The organism is [Clostridium] aerotolerans DSM 5434 (assembly GCF_000687555.1).
GTDB classification, from domain to species: Bacteria; Bacillota; Clostridia; order Lachnospirales; family Lachnospiraceae; genus Lacrimispora; species Lacrimispora aerotolerans.
Genome location: NZ_JHWJ01000001.1, coordinates 546,741 through 563,540 on the forward strand (window position 1 = coordinate 546,741; position 16,800 = coordinate 563,540).

Here is a 16,800-nt window from a genome sequence, read left to right on the forward strand (position 1 = left end):
AGGATGAAGATATGTATCGCTTGTGGAATGCCTATGGAAAATGCTTCTGATTTTCCAGGAGGCGATATGGATAAGGATTATTGTGTTCATTGTGCAAGACCAGATGGGACCATGCAGTCATTTGAAGAGAAAAAAGCAAGCACAGTTGGTTTTATAATGAAAACCCAGGGATTTGATGAATCTGCAGCCATTGAGATTGCGTTAAACGGCATGAAAAAGCTGCCAGCCTGGAAGCATTGCTTCTAGGGGTAGGAGATCATAGAGAGGAGAATTTATTATGCAGGTAAGTAATGCATTTCAGACATTTCAAGAGGAGGCACCAGAGGTTCATAAAGCATGGATGGAGACCATTCAGAAATTAGATGCAGCAAGCGCTCTGGACAAAAAGACAGAGGAGTTAGCCTATATCGCAGTGATGGCGGCTGTAAAGCTGGATAGCGGTATCCCCTTCCACGTGCAGATGGCAAAAGCTCACGGCGCTACGAGAGAAGAGATCATAAGCAGCGTAATGGTTGGGCTTCCGGCCGTAGGCAATACAGTGATACATTCTCTTCCCATCGCATTAAAAGCCTTTGATGGAGAAGGTAAATAAAAAAATTCCCCCTTATGCTTCGGTTTAATCAGAAAAAGCCGAAACGTAAGGGGGTTCTTTTTGAATTATTTGTTAGAGGCTTTTCCTTCCTGAATGCCCTCAAAGGAGTTGTAGAAAACAGTGTGCTCCATCTCATATCTGGTTCCATGGAGCTGATGAGGGACACAGTCTTCTCTGGGATATCCCAGAGGAAGTAGTGCGACTGGAATAAGATAATCAGGGATTTGAAAAGCAGACCGAATCGCTTCCGGATCAAAATGTCCTACCCAGGTAGTGCCAAGTCCCAGAGCAGCAGCCTGGAGCATCATCTGAGTGGTTACAATGCTGGCATCCACCACACCCATATCTTCCTTATCATAGGACCGCTTCCAGCTCGCTGTCTTATCGTAGCATACCAGAAGTGCCATGGGAGCATAAAAATGATAAACCGTACATGATTTTAATTGTTCCAGATTTTCTTCACTATCAATGACAAGAATCCTTTGAGGTTGAAAATTAACAGCGGTAGGAGCGAGTCTTCCTGCTTCCAGTATTAAATCCAGCGTTTCCTTTTCCACTTTCTTGTTACTGAATTTTCTCACAGAGTAACGTTCTTTGACCAGTTCTAAGAAATCCATATTTTCCTCTCCTTACAGATTTTTCTAGTTATTATATCATGAAATTTAAAAAAGGGCAAAGCCGTAATGACCTTGCCCTGAGACTTACGGTAAAACCACCGTAATATGATATTGTTTCTTTCCTTCTTCAAATGGAATTTCATTTCCTTCCATAGACATTCCGTCGACCAGAAACGCTTTTGGCTCGCCATGTTTGCTTTTTCTGACCTGAATATGATAGTCAGCACCTCTGAATTTACGAATGGCGGTAAATTCTTCAATCGAATCCGGAAGACATGGATCTACAATGAGCCCATGAAAGCCAGGACGGATTCCAAGGATGTATTGGGAGATGCTGACAAAGGTCCATGCTGCAGTACCAGTCAGCCAGCTGTTTTTTGCCTCTCCAAAGTTTTTGGCATCCTTACCTGCAATCATCTGGGAATATACATAAGGTTCTGTTTTGTGAATCTCACTGATTTCTTCGATATAAGCAGGACAGGTGCGCCGGTATACTTCAAATGCCCGGTTACCTCTGCCGATCATGGTTTCAGCAATGGTAATCCATGGGTTGTTGTGGCAGAAGATACCCGCATTTTCTTTATAGCCTGGTGGGTAAGAGGTAATCTCTCCCAGATGCTTCTGATAAGTAGAATAAGCCGGCTGAAGGATTACAATGCCATATGGTGTGTCAAGATGCTCCTTTACACTGTCAAGGGCTTTCTCGGCAAGACCTTCTTCAATACCAATGCCGCCCATAACGCAAAATCCCTGAGGCTCAATAAAAATCTGTCCTTCCTCGCACTCCTTGGAACCTACCTTTTCTCCAAACGCATCGTAGGCTCTTAAGAACCAGCTGCCATCCCAACCTGCTTTCAGCACGGCATCGTAAACTTCTTTTACAGATTCCTCTGCTTTTAAAGCCTCTTCCTCCAGTCCGGTCATACGGCAGATGGTCGCATATTCTTTTCCGTATTTTACATACATGCCAGCGATCATAATGGATTCGGCGACTGGACCTTCTGATGGGCCTGTTGTCTGAAAGGATTCTCCAGGCTCTGTGGAGAAGCAGTTTAAGTTCAGGCAGTCATTCCAGTCCGCTCTTCCAATTAAGGGAAGTCCATGTGGTCCCAGGTTATTTTTTGTAAAGCCAAAGGAACGTCTTAAGTGTTCCATCAGAGACTGGCTCTTAGTTTCGTCATTGTCAAAGGGAACAGATTCCTTTAGAATATCCCAGTCACCTGTTTCTCTGATATAGGCAGAAACTCCTGCAATGAGCCAAAGAGGATCGTCGTTAAAGCCGCTTCCGATATCAAGGTTGCCCTTTTTTGTCAGAGGCTGATATTGATGATAAGCGCTTCCGTCTTCAAACTGAGTGGAAGCGATGTCGATAATACGTTCTCTTGCCCGTTCTGGTATCATATGTACAAAGCCCAGAAGATCCTGGCAGGAATCACGGAATCCCATGCCTCTTCCTGTGCCTGATTCGTAGTAGGAGGCGGAACGGGACATGTTAAAGGTCACCATACATTGATACTGGTTCCAGATGTTTACCATGCGGGCTGCTTTTTCGTCTGACATGGAAACAGAGTAGGTTGATAGAAGCTGTTCCCAATGTTTCTTTAATGACAGAATGGCTTCATCTACCTGAGCACTTGTACTGTATTTGTCTAAAACAGCTTTTGAAGGCTCTTTGTTTATGATGTTAGGAGCGCTCCATTTATTGTCATCTGGATTTTCGGCATATCCAAGTACAAAGATCAGTTCCTTTGATTCTCCTGGTTCCAAATGAATGGAAAGACGATGGGAACCAATGGGAGACCAGCCGCTTGCCATGGAGTTACCGGATGAGTTCTTCCCGACCATAACCGGCTCTTTGTTGGAGCCATACGTTCCCACGAAGGTATTTCTGTCTGTATCGAAGCCGTCGATTTCTGCATTTACAGCATAATAAGCATAGTGATTGCGGCGTTCCCTGTATTCGGTTTTGTGATAAATGACAGAACCTTCCACCTCAATTTCACCAGTACTTAGATTACGCTGAAAATTTGTCATATCATCCATGGCGTTCCATAAACAGAACTCTACATAGGAATATAGGGTAAAATCCCTTGGAGCATCGGAGGCGTTCTCCAATGTCACCTTATGAATCTCGCATGGATCATGGAGAGGAACAAAGGCAGTAACGCTTGCTTTGACTCCGTTTTTCGTACCGCTGTAGCAGGTATAGCCAAGGCCGTGACGGCATTCATAAGAATCCAGAGGAGTCTGAGAAGGCTGCCAGCCCGGATTCCATACAGTTCCGTTATCATTGATATAATAGTAGTGACCGTTGCTGTCTAAGGGAACGTTGTTATAACGATACCGGGTCAGTCTAAGAAGCTTTGCGTCTTTATAAAAGCTATAGCCGCCTCCGGTATTAGACATCAGGGAAAAGAAATTTTCGCTGCCCAGGTAATTGATCCAGGGAAGCGGAGTGTCCGGCGTATTTATGATGTATTCCTTTTCCTGATCATCGAAATAACCATATTTCATATAGGATAACTCCTTTCGGCTGAAAGATATATTTTACTAAAAATGACATTTTTCGAAAACGATTAAGTAAAAAATATTGGAGCCATACTGCAATAATAGCTCATTTATTTCAGAAATACAAGAGGAATTTATGAGTTACTGGGATTATCTTTTCGAATCAACCGTTATAATGCATAAAATGTCAACGTATAATCTATATAAATTAGATAAAATTCTAAAAAACTATTGATTTTTTCCAAAAGTAGGGGTATAGTGGAATTACGAAAACGATTAAGTTAAAAGGATGAGACATATGATTTCTATGAAAGAACTGGCGCAGCATTGCGGGGTATCTGTTGCCACAGTAAGTAAAGCACTCAACGATCAAAGCGATATTGGTGAGAGCACAAAATTAAGAGTTAAAAAGGCAGCGGAAAAACTGGGATATTTTCCAAATGCAGCAGCAAGGTCTTTAAAAACCAATAAAAGCTATAACATTGGTGTTCTATTTGTTGATGAGGCTAACAGCGGTCTTACTCATGAATACTTTGCAGCCGTGTTGGAAGGGTTTAAGGTGGAAGCTGAAAAGCAGGGGTATGATATCACCTTTATCAACAGCCAGATTGGTAAGAAAAAAGTTTCTTACTATGAGCATTGCAAATACCGGAATGTAGACGGTGTTGTAATTGCCTGCGTGAACTTTGACAGTCCTGAAGTAGCGGAACTCCTTGCAGGTGATATTCCGGTTGTAACGGTGGATCACATTCATGAGAACTGTTCCTCTGTCTTATCTGATAATGCAACAGGAATTACCACACTTTTGGAGCATGTTTATGAAAAGGGGCACAGAAAAATCGCCTATATTCATGGCCAGTCAAGTACAGCCGTTACAAAAACCAGAGTCACCAGTTATTACAGATTTATTGAGAATCATCACCTGGAGGTGCCGGATGATTATGCAGTGGAAGCTAATTATCTGGATGTCAGCCAGGCGTCAGAAGCAACGAAAAAGCTGTTGGATCGAAAAGATCCGCCCACCTGCATTCTTTACCCGGATGACACCGCTTTGATTGGCGGTCTAAATGAGATCAGAGCAAGGAATATGAAAGTGCCGGAAGATATTTCCATTGCCGGATACGATGGAAGCCGGGTTTCCCAGTTTTTAAACCCAAGGCTGACAACCATTCGTCAGGATACGGCAGCAATTGGAAGGCGGGCAGCAGAGAAATTGATAAGCACCATCGAGAAACCTAAAACTACATTTACGGAGCAGATCATTGTGGAGGGAGATCTGCTTGTTGGGGAATCGGTTGGATATGCATATGAATTAAAATAGTTTTTAAGAAAAGGAGAGGTAATATGAAGAAGAAGGTAGTAAGTGGATTGTTGTGTGCAGTTATGGTTGCATCATTGACTGCCGGCTGTGGTGCAAAAAGTACCCAGACCCAGGAAACAACGAAGGGTAGCACGACAGAAACAACAAGTAAGGAAGCAGAGGCAAAAAAAGAGGAACCAGGTAAAGAGGGGAAAGTCATTAACATCTACGTGTGGAATGACGAATTCAAGGCAAGATATGAAGATTATTATGCTTCAAAGCTGCCGGCAGGGTATACAGTGAATTTCGTTACGACTCCAAGTGAAAATAATGCTTATCAGAACGCCCTTGATGAAGCACTGTTAAATCAGGCAGATGCAAAGGCAGATGATAAAGTAGATATGTTCCTTGTAGAGGCTGATTATATATTGAAGTATGTAAATTCCGACAGTACCCTTGATTTGAAGGAGATCGGTATTACAGATCAGGATATGTCAAAGCAGTATGATTATACCAAGGTCATCGCTCAGGATACAAAGGGCGCACAGAAGGGTATTTCATGGCAGGGCTGCCCTGGACTTTATATTTATCGCCGTTCCATTGCAAAGGATGTTCTTGGAACCGATGATCCGGCTGAAGTTCAAAAAGCAATCAATGACTGGGATTCCTTTGATAAGACAGCAGCAAAGATGAAGGATAAAGGATATTATATGGTATCTGGATTTGATGATACATACCGTACATTCTCCAATAACGTTTCTTCTCCTTGGGTAAATGGTGATAAGGTTGTCATTGATCCTAAGATCGAGAAATGGATTGAGCAGACAAAGAACTATACAGACAAGGGCTACAATCAGAAAACAGTTCTCTGGGCAGCTGAATGGGCTTCCGGGCAGGGACCTGATTCCAAAGTATTTGGTTATTTCATGCCAGCATGGGGCGTTGATTTCGTTATGGCAAAGAACTCTCTTGCAAAAGCAGAAGCTGATGGCGGAAAGCAGGAGGCAGGCAACGGTACATTTGGTGACTGGGCAGCAACCATTGGACCAGAATCCTACAACTGGGGCGGAACCTGGCTATGTGCAGCGGCTGGAACCGACAATGCTGATATCGTAGCTGATATTATGAAGACAATCTGTACCGATGATGCAACTATGAAGAAGATCGTAGAAGAGAAGAATGACTTTGTGAACAACAAGACCGTTATGGAAGCACTTGCAAAGAGCGATTATAAGTCCGAGTTCCTTGGTGGACAGAATCCTCTTCAGATGTACTGTGATGCAGCTGAAAAGATCGATATGAGTAAGATCTCTCCATACGACCAGGGTCTTAATGAGAGTATTCAGACAGCTATGCACGATTACTTTAACGGAACTGTTGACAAAGACACAGCGATGAAGAACTTCTATACATCTCTCAAAGAAAAATACCCGGAATTAAAAACCGAGTAGCTGTAAATAGCAGGGCGGGGACACCCCGCCCTGAAAAAAGCAGGAGGTTTTGCTATGGTAAAAGAAAAAAAGGCAAAGACCAGAAAAAAAGTCAGCTATGCAAAATGGGGATATATTTTTCTGATACCATTTTTTGCCACATATTCTATATTCTCACTGATCCCGCTGATCAATACATTTTATAACAGTTTGTTTGAAAATTACCGTTCCGGATTAACCCATATCGGTCCTAATTTTGTAGGATTTCAAAATTATATCTCTATATTCCAAAGTGATCTGCTTAAATACTTTGGAAATACCATGATTTTATGGGTCATAGGGTTTGTACCTCAGATCATTATCTCCTTGATTCTGGCTGTCTGGTTTGCTGATTTTCGGATGAAGCTTAGAGGAAGCGCGTTTTTTAAGACGATTATTTATTTGCCTAATGTCATAATGGCGGCATCCTTTGCCATGCTGATTTTTGCGTTGTTTTCTGATAATGGTCCAATGAATAACCTGTTGATGAAAGCAGGAATGAGCGATGAACCCATTCGTTTTCTGGCTACGGTTTGGGGAACCAGGGGACTGATTGGTCTTATGAATTTCATGATGTGGTTTGGAAACACGACCATTCTTTTAATGGCAGCTATTATGGGAGTTGATGCTTCCCTTTTTGAGGCTGCATCCATTGACGGAGCGAAATCCTTGCAGATTTTTACTAAGGTCACCATGCCTATCATCAGGCCGATTTTCGTCTATGTACTTATTACATCCATGATTGGTGGTCTTCAGATGTTTGATGTGCCACAGGTACTTACTAACGCCCAGGGAACACCTGACAGAACCAGTATGACCTTGATTATGTTTTTGAACAATCACCTTTACAGTAAGAATTACGGAATGGCAGGTGCCTTATCTGTCATACTGTTCATCATCACAGCAGTGCTTAGCTTGTTTGTATTTTTCATACTGACTAATTCCGGCGATAAGAAAGGAGGACGTTAATCATGAGCAATGCAGAAAAATTAAAAAAAGCCGTGGCTTACGTTGTACTGTCCCTGCTGGTATTTTTATGTCTCTTCTTCTTTTACTGTCTGGTGATCAATGCAACAAGATCTCATCCGGAGATTTCAAAAGGGTTTTCATTTATTCCCGGCAAATCCTTTGGTACCAATCTTCATAACGTACTTAACAATAAGAATCTCCCGGTTGTTCAGGGGATTATGAACAGCCTGATTATCGCAGGCAGTTCAGCGATCCTTTCTGTATACGTTTCCGCCATGACTGCCTACGGAATCCATGCCTATGAATTCAAGCTCCGTAAGACGATTTACTTATTCATTATTCTAATTATGATGATTCCTACACAGGTAACTACCCTTGGATTCTTAAGACTCATCAATGCCATGAACCTTATGGATAATTTTATTCCTTTGATTTTACCGTCTATGGCAGCTCCTGTTGTTTTCTACTTTATGGTGTCTTATTTTGAAAGCAACCTTCCGCTGGAAATTGTGGAATCAGCGAGAATTGATGGATCCAATGAATTTTATACCTTTAACTTTATTGTATTGCCTATTGTTAAGCCAGCATTGGCTGTTCAGGGAATCTTTGGATTTGTTGCCTCCTGGAATAATTATTTCGTTCCATCTCTGGTATTAAAATCAAATAGCAGAAAGACACTCCCTATCCTCATCGCCCAGCTGCGTAGTGCAGATTTCTTAAAGTTTGATATGGGGCAGGTTTACATGCTGATAACCATCGCCATAATTCCAGTGGCAATCATATACTTATGTCTGTCTAAATTCATCATAGGTGGAGTTACAGCAGGCAGCGTGAAGGGATAAACGAAAAAAACTATAGGTTTTTCTAAGAATTCTGCATTGTCATTTTGTGCCTTTATGCTTATAATAAGGAAAGACGTACATTTTTGAAGGAGGAAACAAAATGGCTATTTTGGTTACCGGAGGTGCAGGCTACATTGGGAGCCACACCTGCATAGAGCTGCTGGATGCAGGATATGAAGTAGTGGTAGTAGATAATCTTTGCAATGCCAGTAAAGAATCTCTGGAACGTGTGATGGATATCACAGGTAAGAGCCTGACTTTTTATGAAGCAGACTTATTGGACCGGGGGGCACTTTTAGAGATATTTGAAAAAGAAAACATAGAGTCGGTGATTCATTTTGCCGGATTGAAGGCGGTAGGAGAGTCTGTTGGCAAGCCGCTTGAATATTATCATAATAATATTACAGGAACCTTAGTTCTTTGCGAAGTGATGAAAGCTCATGGAGTAAAGAGCATTGTGTTCAGTTCCTCTGCAACAGTATATGGAGACCCTGCCTTTGTTCCTATTACCGAAGAATGTCCAAAAGGAGAGATTACCAATCCATATGGACGGACAAAGGGAATGCTGGAGCAGATCTTAACGGATTTACATACGGCGGATCCTGAATGGAAGGTAATGTTACTGCGTTACTTTAATCCAATCGGTGCACACAAATCCGGACGTATCGGAGAAAACCCAAAAGGAATACCAAACAATCTTCTTCCCTACATCACTCAGGTGGCAGTGGGGAAATTAGATTGCCTTGGATTGTTCGGAGGCGATTATCAGACAGAAGACGGTACCTGTGTTCGGGATTATATCCATGTCGTGGATCTTGCAGTGGGCCATGTGAAAGCATTAAACAAGGTGGCTAAAAGTCAGGGCGGCGTCTGGGTCTATAATCTTGGAACCGGCATCGGCTACAGCGTTCTGGACGTAATTCACGCATTTGAAGAAGCCAATGATTTAAAGATTCCTTATGTAATGAAAGAGAGAAGACCAGGAGATATCGCCAAATGCTATGCCGATCCTTCCAAGGCAGAGAAAGAACTTGGCTGGAAAGCAGAGCGGAGCTTAAAAGATATGTGCCGCGATTCCTGGAACTGGCAGAAAAATAATCCAGAAGGATATGTAAAATAATATTATTTATAAATAGATACCGCCTCCGTATAAAGACGGCTGGCGGTATTTGTTATAATAGAGCAATGTAATATTAAAAAATTACAGTTATTCATGTCTCTCTTCTTTTCATCATCACATGTCAGACTCCATAATGTACCAGCTATGGTCTTTTTTTAATACCTTAAATTTGTCAATCATTTGAAAAAATCCGCCATTATGAAGGTGTCTCTTCCTATATAAATAGATTCTTGATTTCCCGCTTTTCTTATAAGTGATTCAATACTAATAAGAAGTAAATGGTAACTTCTCCCAAATAAGAACATACATTCGAAAATGCTTGATTATATTTTCGGTTTATGATATGATTCCATTAAAAGAACGTGCGTTCGAGGTGAGAAGATGCTGATACAGGAAGAATTAAGTGTTCAGGAAAAACTTGAAATTTTATCAGATGCTGCAAAGTATGATGTTGCCTGCACATCCAGCGGTGTTGACCGGAAAGGAAAAGCAGGGACTTTGGGAAATGCGGCCAAAGCAGGAATCTGCCACAGCTTTTCTGCAGATGGCAGATGTATTTCGCTGTTGAAGATTTTATTTACCAATCAATGTATCTATGATTGCAAGTACTGCATCAACCGAAGCTCCAACGATGTGCCCCGTACGGCATTTACTCCAGAGGAAGTATGTCAGCTGACCATACAGTTTTACCGGCGCAATTATATAGAAGGTTTGTTTTTAAGCTCTGGTATTTTGCACAGTCCTGATTATACCATGGACTTAATTTATCAGACCTTGAAAAAACTGAGAGAAGAATACCACTTTCATGGTTATATCCATGTAAAAGCCATTCCTGGTGCAGACCCTGTTCTGATTGAGAAGACAGGCTTTTTGGCAGACCGTATGAGCATCAATCTGGAATTGCCGACGGCTGATGGCTTAAAGAAGCTGGCACCGGGAAAAAGCAGAAGTAAGATACTCACACCTATGAAGCAGATTCAAAAGGGAATAACTGCCAATCGGTTTGAGCTGATGGAATATAAAAAAGCCCCCTCCTTTGTTCCAGCCGGACAGAGTACCCAGATGATCGTAGGTGCCACGCCGGAGAATGATTTTCAGATGATGATGGTGGCTGAGGCACTCTATCAGAAGTATGATTTAAAAAGAGTGTTTTATTCTGCATTTGTACCGGTGAATCAGGATATTAATCTTCCTTCTTTGCCTGGTGGTCCTCCTCTTTTAAGGGAACACAGACTGTATCAGGCGGATTGGTTGATGCGCTTTTATGGATTTCAGGCAGGAGAGCTGCTCTCAGAGGAACGCCCCAACTTTAACGTGCTCCTAGATCCAAAGTGCGACTGGGCCTTAAGACATCTGGAGTTATTTCCTGTTGAGGTGAACCGGGCGGATTACTATACCCTTTTGCGGGTACCTGGAATGGGAGTCAAATCAGCACAGCGCATTGTAGCGGCCAGGAAAAACGGACCGCTTGATTTTGATGCGCTGAAAAAGATCGGTGTTGTATTAAAAAGAGCAATTTATTTTATTACCTGCTCTGGCAGGATGATGTATCCGGTGAAAATTGACGAGGATTATATTTCCAGCCATTTGATTGGGGATGAAAAAAGAAAGGTATGGGAGATAGGCTCTTTGGGCTCCTACCGTCAGATTTCACTGTTTGATGACATGAATGCCCCGTCATTAACCGTGTCAGGAGGGTCATAGAAGATGAAAACAGTCTATTACTGCGAGAATAGTGTAGAAGGAATCTTAAGTGGTGTATATACCGCGTGGACCAGCAGAAAAGGTCATGACAATGTGAAATTAAAGATCATGGGAACGGAAGATACCATGGAGCTGTTCTGCCAATACGAAGAAGTGAAAACGGATTCGGTGAAAGCAGGAAAGGTCGTAAAGGCGATGAAAGAGAAGATTTCAAAAGAAGCATATTCTCTCGTCTATAAGTCTGCCCTGAGTAAGGACCCCGACCGGGCTGATAAGATTTACCGTTTTCTTATCTATGGATTTTATATTGGCTCCAGTATCATTGACATGCTGCAGCTTCCGGAGGTATATGAGATTTTTCTAATGTGCCGCCACATCGACAACGAAACTCATCTTCTGACGGGATTTGTGCGGTTTATAGAGATGGAAGGAGAGCTTTTAGTAAGCCGCATTGGCCCGAAGAATGATGTGGTTGTTCTTCTGGCGCCTCATTTTGCAGACCGTTTGTCAGGAGAGAACTGGGTGATTTATGACGAGAATCGAAAAAAAGCAGCACTACATCCTGCCAATCGTCCATGGTATCTATTGGATCTTATTTCACCGGAGTGGGAGAGCAAGTTAAAAAAAGCCTCCGAGGAAGATGAATACGAGGAACTTTTTAAATGCTTTCGGAAAAGCATTTCCATCAAAGAACGGGAAAATCCTGTTTGTCAGCAAAATCATATGCCCTTGCGTTACCGGCCCTATATGCCAGAATTCTCCCATGGGTTACGGGACACATAATGAAACAATTCTTGCCTTTTTCAACCGTTTGAGTTATGATGGAGACACGTTCCGGTTCAGGAACATTCCATGTGCGTTTCTGCACGTTTATCCAAGTTAGAAATAAAAACTGAATAAGGAAAGGATGAGGCGTCTTTGTACAGCAAAGTTCATAGCATTGGCATTACGGGGGTGGAAGGAGTTCCTATTTTGGTAGAAGCGGATGTCAGTGATGGACTTCCGGGCTTTTCCATGGTAGGATATCTTTCTTCCCAGGTCAGGGAAGCGCAGGACCGGGTAAGAACGGCATTAAAAAATTCCGGCTTTCGTCTTCCTGCAAAAAAGGTCACTATAAATCTTTCTCCTGCTGATATACGGAAAGAAGGCACAGCCTTTGATCTGCCTATTGCAATTTCTATGTTATCCGCTTCCGGCCATATCAAATCCTCTGCCTTGGAGGATTGCGTGATTTCTGGTGAACTGGGGTTAGATGGAAGAATTAAACCGGTTCATGGAGCACTTTCGATTACAGCAGCTGCAAGAAAGGATGGAAAGTCCGTATGTTTTCTCCCCAGGGAGAATGTTAAGGAAGGTCTGGTAATTGAAGGAATTAATATAATTGGGGTAAGTCAACTAAAAGAGTTGGTTGATGAATTAAATGTTCCAGGTACTCTTGGAAAAAGAGAGAAGCCGGGAGATTGGAGGCAGGCTGAGACTTGTTCCTATGAAGTGGATTTTTCTGAAATAGGAGGAATGCCTCTCCTTCGAAGAGCTACAGAGGTGGCAGTAGCGGGAATGCACAATATTCTCTATATAGGTCCGGCAGGAACCGGCAAATCCATGTTAGCAAATCGCATTCCCACCATAATGCCGTCGTTATCTTTAGAAGAGACCATCGAAATATCAAAAATCTACAGCGTCAGCGGACTGCTTTCCCCTGAGATGCCATTAATGACAAGGCGGCCCTTTCGAAGTCCGCATCATACCATCAGCCCTCAGGCTCTTTCGGGAGGTGGGCGGATACCCAAACCAGGAGAAATCTCTCTGGCATCTGGAGGCGTTCTGTTTCTGGATGAATTCCCTGAATTTCAAAAAAGTACCATTGAGATCTTGAGACAGCCATTGGAGGAAGGAAAGATAACAATCTCCAGGGTACATGGCTCTTATGAATTCCCGGCGAATTTCATGATGGCTGCTTCCATGAACCCATGTGTTTGTGGATTTTATCCTGACAGAACCAAATGCAGGTGCACAGAACAACAGGTATATAAATATTTAAGCAGGATATCGAAGCCTCTTTTAGACCGCATTGACATCTGCGTCGAATCCAGAATGATTACATACGAGGAACTGGAGCAAAAGGAGGGAGGAGAATCCTCTGCCTCCATACGAACCCGGATAGAAGCAGCCAGAAAGATACAGGCAAAGCGGTTTAAGGGGCAGAAAATATACTTTAACAGTTCTATGCGAAAAGGAGAGCTTGAAAGGTTCTGTATACTCCAGAAGTCTGACAGGGAATTCTTAAAGCAAATATATGAAACTCAGAGGCTTAGTGCAAGGGGCTATGAAAAGCTGCTTAAAATATCAAGGACCATCGCGGATCTGGAAGGTTCCTATGGGATTCGGAGAGCACATTTGGCTGAGGCTGCCGGTCTGCGCAGTCTGGAAGGAAAATACTGGGGTGGAATCTATGGTCAGCCATGAGGAGAGAGAGTATTTATACTGGCTTTGCCATGTCCCTATGTTAGGGGCTGTGACCATAAAGCGGCTTTATGATTACATGGGAAGCTATAAGGAGATATATAATATAGAAGGAAAAGGGTTACAGAGGCTGGGACTGCTTAAGTCGTCTGCTGTATCTGTTTTTGAAGATAGTAAAAAAATGAAGACCGGGTGCGATAAGGAGCTTGCTGGTTTAAAGGATCAAAAGATAGAGTTTGTCACACCACATGATGCCGGTTATCCGGCACGTCTCTTTAAAATATATGATTATCCTATGGGTATCTTTTACAAGGGAAAGCTTCCGGATGAAGATCGTCCCACAGTCGCTGTCATTGGAGCCAGAAACTGCACGAATTATGGAAGGCAGATGGCTTCTTATCTCTCTAAGGAACTGGCTTCCTGTGGAGTCCAGATTATAAGCGGCCTTGCTAGCGGAATCGACGGGGCAGGCCATCAGGGTGCTTTGAAAGGAAAGGGAGATACGTATGGTGTATTAGGCAGCGGGATCAATATCTGTTATCCCAAAGAGAATTACGGATTGTTTGAACAAATGAAAGAAAGAGGAGGCATCCTTACAGAGTTTGTTCCAGATGAAGCCCCCAGGCCTTGTAATTTTCCCATGAGAAACCGGATTATCAGTGGACTGTCTGATGCGATCCTTGTAATAGAGGCCAGAGAAAAGAGCGGTTCTCTCATTACAGCTAACCTTGGACTGGATCAGGGAAAGGAAATTTTTGCTCTTCCGGGGAGAGTCACAGATCCATTGAGTGCAGGCTGTAACCGGTTGATTTCTGAGGGCGCCGGTGTGATTTTAAGTCCTGATTCTGTTTTGGAATATTTTAATTTACAAAATGGTAAAATATTAAGAGTTCATGAAAAAAATAAGAACGGGCTTGCCAAAAAAGAAAAAATGGTGTATAGTTGCCTAGATTTACAACCAAAGAATCTGGAAGAGATTGTATCTTTAAGCGGATTGTCTGTCAGTGAATGTATGGGTGCCCTTTTGGAGCTAGAATTAAACGGCCTCATTTTGCAGACATCCCATCAATATTATGGTAAGAAACTATAGGCGAGGAGTTTGGTATGGCGAACTGTTTAGTAATTGTGGAGTCACCGGCGAAAGTAAAAACAATAAAGAAGTTCTTGGGGACGAACTATGAAGTGGATGCATCCAACGGACATGTAAGAGATCTCCCGAAAAGTCAGATGGGAATTGACGTTGAGAATGATTTTGATCCAAAATATATAACAATCAGAGGAAAAGGGGATATTCTGGCGAAGCTCAGGAAGGAAGTAAAGAAGGCAGATAAGATTTATCTGGCGACTGACCCTGACCGTGAGGGAGAAGCTATTTCCTGGCATTTATTAAAAGCCTTAAAGCTTGATGAGCTGAAAGAAAAGCAGGTATTTCGAATCAGCTTTAACGAGATTACAAAGAATGCAGTAAAAGCCTCCTTAAAGACCCCAAGAGCCATTGATATGAATCTGGTGGATGCCCAGCAGGCCAGAAGAGTCCTTGACCGTATGGTTGGATATATGATAAGCCCCCTCTTATGGGCAAAGGTTAAGAGAGGCTTAAGTGCCGGCCGTGTACAGTCCGTGGCACTGCGGCTCATCAGTGACCGGGAGGAAGAAATCAATGCATTTATTCCCGAAGAGTATTGGAATCTGGATGCCCAGTTAAAGCAGGACGGAAGCAAGAAGATGCTGACTGCGAAGTTTTATGGTGATAAGAGCGGAAAGCTTCCCATTCGTAATAAAAAGGAATTGGATGTGATACTTAAGGGACTTGAGAATCAGACCTATGAAGTGGAAGAGGTGAAGAATGGAGAAAGAGTTAAAAAAGCTCCTATTCCCTTTACAACCAGTACACTTCAGCAGGAAGCTTCCAAGGTACTTAATTTTTCTACTCAAAAAACCATGCGTCTTGCACAGCAGCTTTATGAAGGTGTTGAGATCGCTGGTCATGGAACCGTAGGTCTTATTACTTATCTTCGTACAGATTCTACCAGAATCGCAGAAGAAGCAGATACAGCAGCAAGAGAGTACATTGGGAAACAGTATGGCAGTCAGTATGTGGCAGTGGGAGAGCAGAGCAAAAAGACCAACGCAAAGATTCAGGATGCTCACGAGGCGATCCGTCCAACCGATATTGCACTTACACCGGTTATGGTAAAAGAATCTTTGCAGAGAGACTTGTTCCGGCTTTACCAGCTGATCTGGAAGCGCTTTGCGGCCAGCCGTATGCAGCCAGCTGTATACCAGACAACTTCTGTTAAGGTAGGAGCCGGAGAGTATACGTTTACACTTTCTGCTTCCAAGCTTTCTTTTGATGGATTCATGTCTGTGTATGTACAGGAAGATGATAAAGAAGATGCCAATGTCTTATTAGGGAATCTGGAAAAGGGAAGTATATTAAAGCTTGAAACACTTGAGCACGGTCAGCATTTTACCCAGCCGCCTGCGCATTTTACTGAGGCTTCTTTAGTAAAGGCAATGGAAGAACAGGGAATTGGCCGTCCAAGTACCTATGCACCTACCATCACCACAATTATTGCAAGACGGTATGTGGCTAAGGAGAATAAGAATCTTTATGTAACAGAGTTGGGGGAAGTTGTTAATAGTATGATGAAGCAAAGTTTCCCCAGTATTGTAGACATTACATTCACCGCGAATCTGGAATATCTCCTTGATAAAGTGGGAGATGGTTCGGTCCAGTGGAAGACGGTTGTAAAGAATTTTTATCCGGATTTAAAGGAAGCGGTAGACAAAGCTCTTGTGGAGCTGGAATCTGTGACTATTGCAGATGAAGTGACAGAGGAAGTTTGTGAGCTGTGCGGCCGTAATATGGTCATTAAATACGGTCCTCACGGTAAGTTCCTTGCCTGTCCCGGATTTCCGGAGTGTAAGAACACGAAGCCATATCTTGAGAAGGTTGGAGTTCCATGCCCCAAATGCGGTAAGGAAGTCGTAATCAAGAAGACGAAAAAAGGCAGAGTATTCTATGGCTGTGAAGCCAATCCTGATTGTGATTTCATGTCATGGCAAAAACCTTCCACACAGAAATGTCCAAAGTGCGGAGCTTACATGGTTGAAAAAGGAAACAAATTGCTTTGTTCCAATGAGCAGTGTGGATTTAGCACGGATAAATAGCAAAAATGGAAAATTATTAAGAAAATCGAAAATCTTCAAAAA

14 protein-coding genes are annotated in these 16,800 nt (G+C 42.7%); 12 read left to right on the forward strand and 2 right to left on the reverse strand.

The features are described from left to right. Positions 1-3 precede the first annotated feature (3 nt). Both T546_RS0102570 and T546_RS0102575 read left to right on the forward strand, forming a co-directional pair. Entirely contained in the window at positions 4-246 is a 243-nt protein-coding gene (locus T546_RS0102570) for a zinc ribbon domain-containing protein (protein WP_026890272.1), read from the forward strand. Positions 247-277: 31 nt separating this feature from the next. Next, positions 278-592 (forward strand): carboxymuconolactone decarboxylase family protein, encoded by a 315-nt coding sequence (locus T546_RS0102575; protein ID WP_026890273.1) that lies wholly within the window; start codon positions 278-280, stop codon positions 590-592. Between the two features lie 65 nt (positions 593-657). Here the strand turns inward: T546_RS0102575 and T546_RS0102580 are convergent, their stop codons facing one another. Beyond that, the gene (locus T546_RS0102580; protein ID WP_026890274.1) at positions 658-1,209 is read right to left on the reverse strand and encodes a nitroreductase family protein; all 552 of its coding nucleotides are present in this window, start codon (positions 1,207-1,209) and stop codon (positions 658-660) included. An 84-nt stretch (positions 1,210-1,293) separates the two neighbouring features. Then, on the reverse strand, positions 1,294-3,723 hold the full coding sequence (locus T546_RS0102585) for a GH36-type glycosyl hydrolase domain-containing protein (RefSeq protein WP_026890275.1): 2,430 nt from the start codon (positions 3,721-3,723) through the stop codon (positions 1,294-1,296). A 292-nt stretch (positions 3,724-4,015) separates the two neighbouring features. On the opposite strand from T546_RS0102585, the gene T546_RS0102590 reads away from it, so the two are divergent. The 10 genes from T546_RS0102590 to topA all read left to right on the forward strand — a co-directional run bounded on the left by T546_RS0102590 (position 4,016) and on the right by topA (position 16,758). Further along, positions 4,016-5,038, forward strand: a complete 1,023-nt coding sequence (locus T546_RS0102590) for a LacI family DNA-binding transcriptional regulator (protein ID WP_026890276.1) — start codon at positions 4,016-4,018, stop codon at positions 5,036-5,038. Between the two features lie 23 nt (positions 5,039-5,061). Further along, entirely contained in the window at positions 5,062-6,468 is a 1,407-nt protein-coding gene (locus T546_RS0102595; RefSeq protein WP_026890277.1) for a type 2 periplasmic-binding domain-containing protein, read from the forward strand. Positions 6,469-6,522: 54 nt separating this feature from the next. After that, complete coding sequence (locus tag T546_RS22665) at positions 6,523-7,455, forward strand: carbohydrate ABC transporter permease (RefSeq protein WP_034597476.1); 933 nt, start codon at positions 6,523-6,525, stop codon at positions 7,453-7,455. 2 nt (positions 7,456-7,457) lie between these two features. After that, positions 7,458-8,297 (forward strand): carbohydrate ABC transporter permease, encoded by an 840-nt coding sequence (locus tag T546_RS0102605; protein ID WP_026890278.1) that lies wholly within the window; start codon positions 7,458-7,460, stop codon positions 8,295-8,297. A gap of 100 nt (positions 8,298-8,397) precedes the next feature. Beyond that, entirely contained in the window at positions 8,398-9,417 is a 1,020-nt protein-coding gene (gene galE / locus T546_RS0102610; protein ID WP_026890279.1) for a UDP-glucose 4-epimerase GalE, read from the forward strand. A 381-nt stretch (positions 9,418-9,798) separates the two neighbouring features. Continuing rightward, on the forward strand, positions 9,799-11,121 hold the full coding sequence (locus T546_RS0102615) for a putative DNA modification/repair radical SAM protein (protein WP_026890280.1): 1,323 nt from the start codon (positions 9,799-9,801) through the stop codon (positions 11,119-11,121). Positions 11,122-11,124: 3 nt separating this feature from the next. Further along, the gene (locus T546_RS0102620) at positions 11,125-11,904 is read left to right on the forward strand and encodes a TIGR03915 family putative DNA repair protein (RefSeq protein ID WP_026890281.1); all 780 of its coding nucleotides are present in this window, start codon (positions 11,125-11,127) and stop codon (positions 11,902-11,904) included. 135 nt (positions 11,905-12,039) lie between these two features. After that, the gene (locus T546_RS0102625) at positions 12,040-13,587 is read left to right on the forward strand and encodes a YifB family Mg chelatase-like AAA ATPase (RefSeq protein ID WP_026890282.1); all 1,548 of its coding nucleotides are present in this window, start codon (positions 12,040-12,042) and stop codon (positions 13,585-13,587) included. Then, a complete protein-coding gene (gene dprA / locus T546_RS0102630) occupies positions 13,574-14,674 on the forward strand; it encodes a DNA-processing protein DprA (protein WP_034597480.1) in 1,101 nt (366 codons plus the stop codon). Before T546_RS0102625 ends, dprA begins: the two co-directional genes overlap by 14 nt. Positions 14,675-14,688: 14 nt before the next feature. Further along, positions 14,689-16,758 (forward strand): type I DNA topoisomerase, encoded by a 2,070-nt coding sequence (gene topA, locus T546_RS0102635; RefSeq protein ID WP_026890284.1) that lies wholly within the window; start codon positions 14,689-14,691, stop codon positions 16,756-16,758. Positions 16,759-16,800 lie beyond the last annotated feature (42 nt).

Excerpts from the sequence above, each read along its gene's own strand:
- T546_RS0102570 (WP_026890272.1), top strand. The coding sequence starts at position 4 with ATGAAGATATGTATCGCTTGTGGAATGCCTATGGAAAATGCTTCTGAT.
- T546_RS0102575 (WP_026890273.1), top strand. The coding sequence starts at position 278 with ATGCAGGTAAGTAATGCATTTCAGACATTTCAAGAGGAGGCACCAGAG.
- T546_RS0102580 (WP_026890274.1), bottom strand. The coding sequence starts at position 1,209 with ATGGATTTCTTAGAACTGGTCAAAGAACGTTACTCTGTGAGAAAATTC.
- T546_RS0102585 (WP_026890275.1), bottom strand. The coding sequence starts at position 3,723 with ATGAAATATGGTTATTTCGATGATCAGGAAAAGGAATACATCATAAAT.
- T546_RS0102590 (WP_026890276.1), top strand. The coding sequence starts at position 4,016 with ATGATTTCTATGAAAGAACTGGCGCAGCATTGCGGGGTATCTGTTGCC.
- T546_RS0102595 (WP_026890277.1), top strand. The coding sequence starts at position 5,062 with ATGAAGAAGAAGGTAGTAAGTGGATTGTTGTGTGCAGTTATGGTTGCA.
- T546_RS22665 (WP_034597476.1), top strand. The coding sequence starts at position 6,523 with ATGGTAAAAGAAAAAAAGGCAAAGACCAGAAAAAAAGTCAGCTATGCA.
- T546_RS0102605 (WP_026890278.1), top strand. The coding sequence starts at position 7,458 with ATGAGCAATGCAGAAAAATTAAAAAAAGCCGTGGCTTACGTTGTACTG.
- galE (WP_026890279.1), top strand. The coding sequence starts at position 8,398 with ATGGCTATTTTGGTTACCGGAGGTGCAGGCTACATTGGGAGCCACACC.
- T546_RS0102615 (WP_026890280.1), top strand. The coding sequence starts at position 9,799 with ATGCTGATACAGGAAGAATTAAGTGTTCAGGAAAAACTTGAAATTTTA.
- T546_RS0102620 (WP_026890281.1), top strand. The coding sequence starts at position 11,125 with ATGAAAACAGTCTATTACTGCGAGAATAGTGTAGAAGGAATCTTAAGT.
- dprA (WP_034597480.1), top strand. The coding sequence starts at position 13,574 with ATGGTCAGCCATGAGGAGAGAGAGTATTTATACTGGCTTTGCCATGTC.
- topA (WP_026890284.1), top strand. The coding sequence starts at position 14,689 with ATGGCGAACTGTTTAGTAATTGTGGAGTCACCGGCGAAAGTAAAAACA.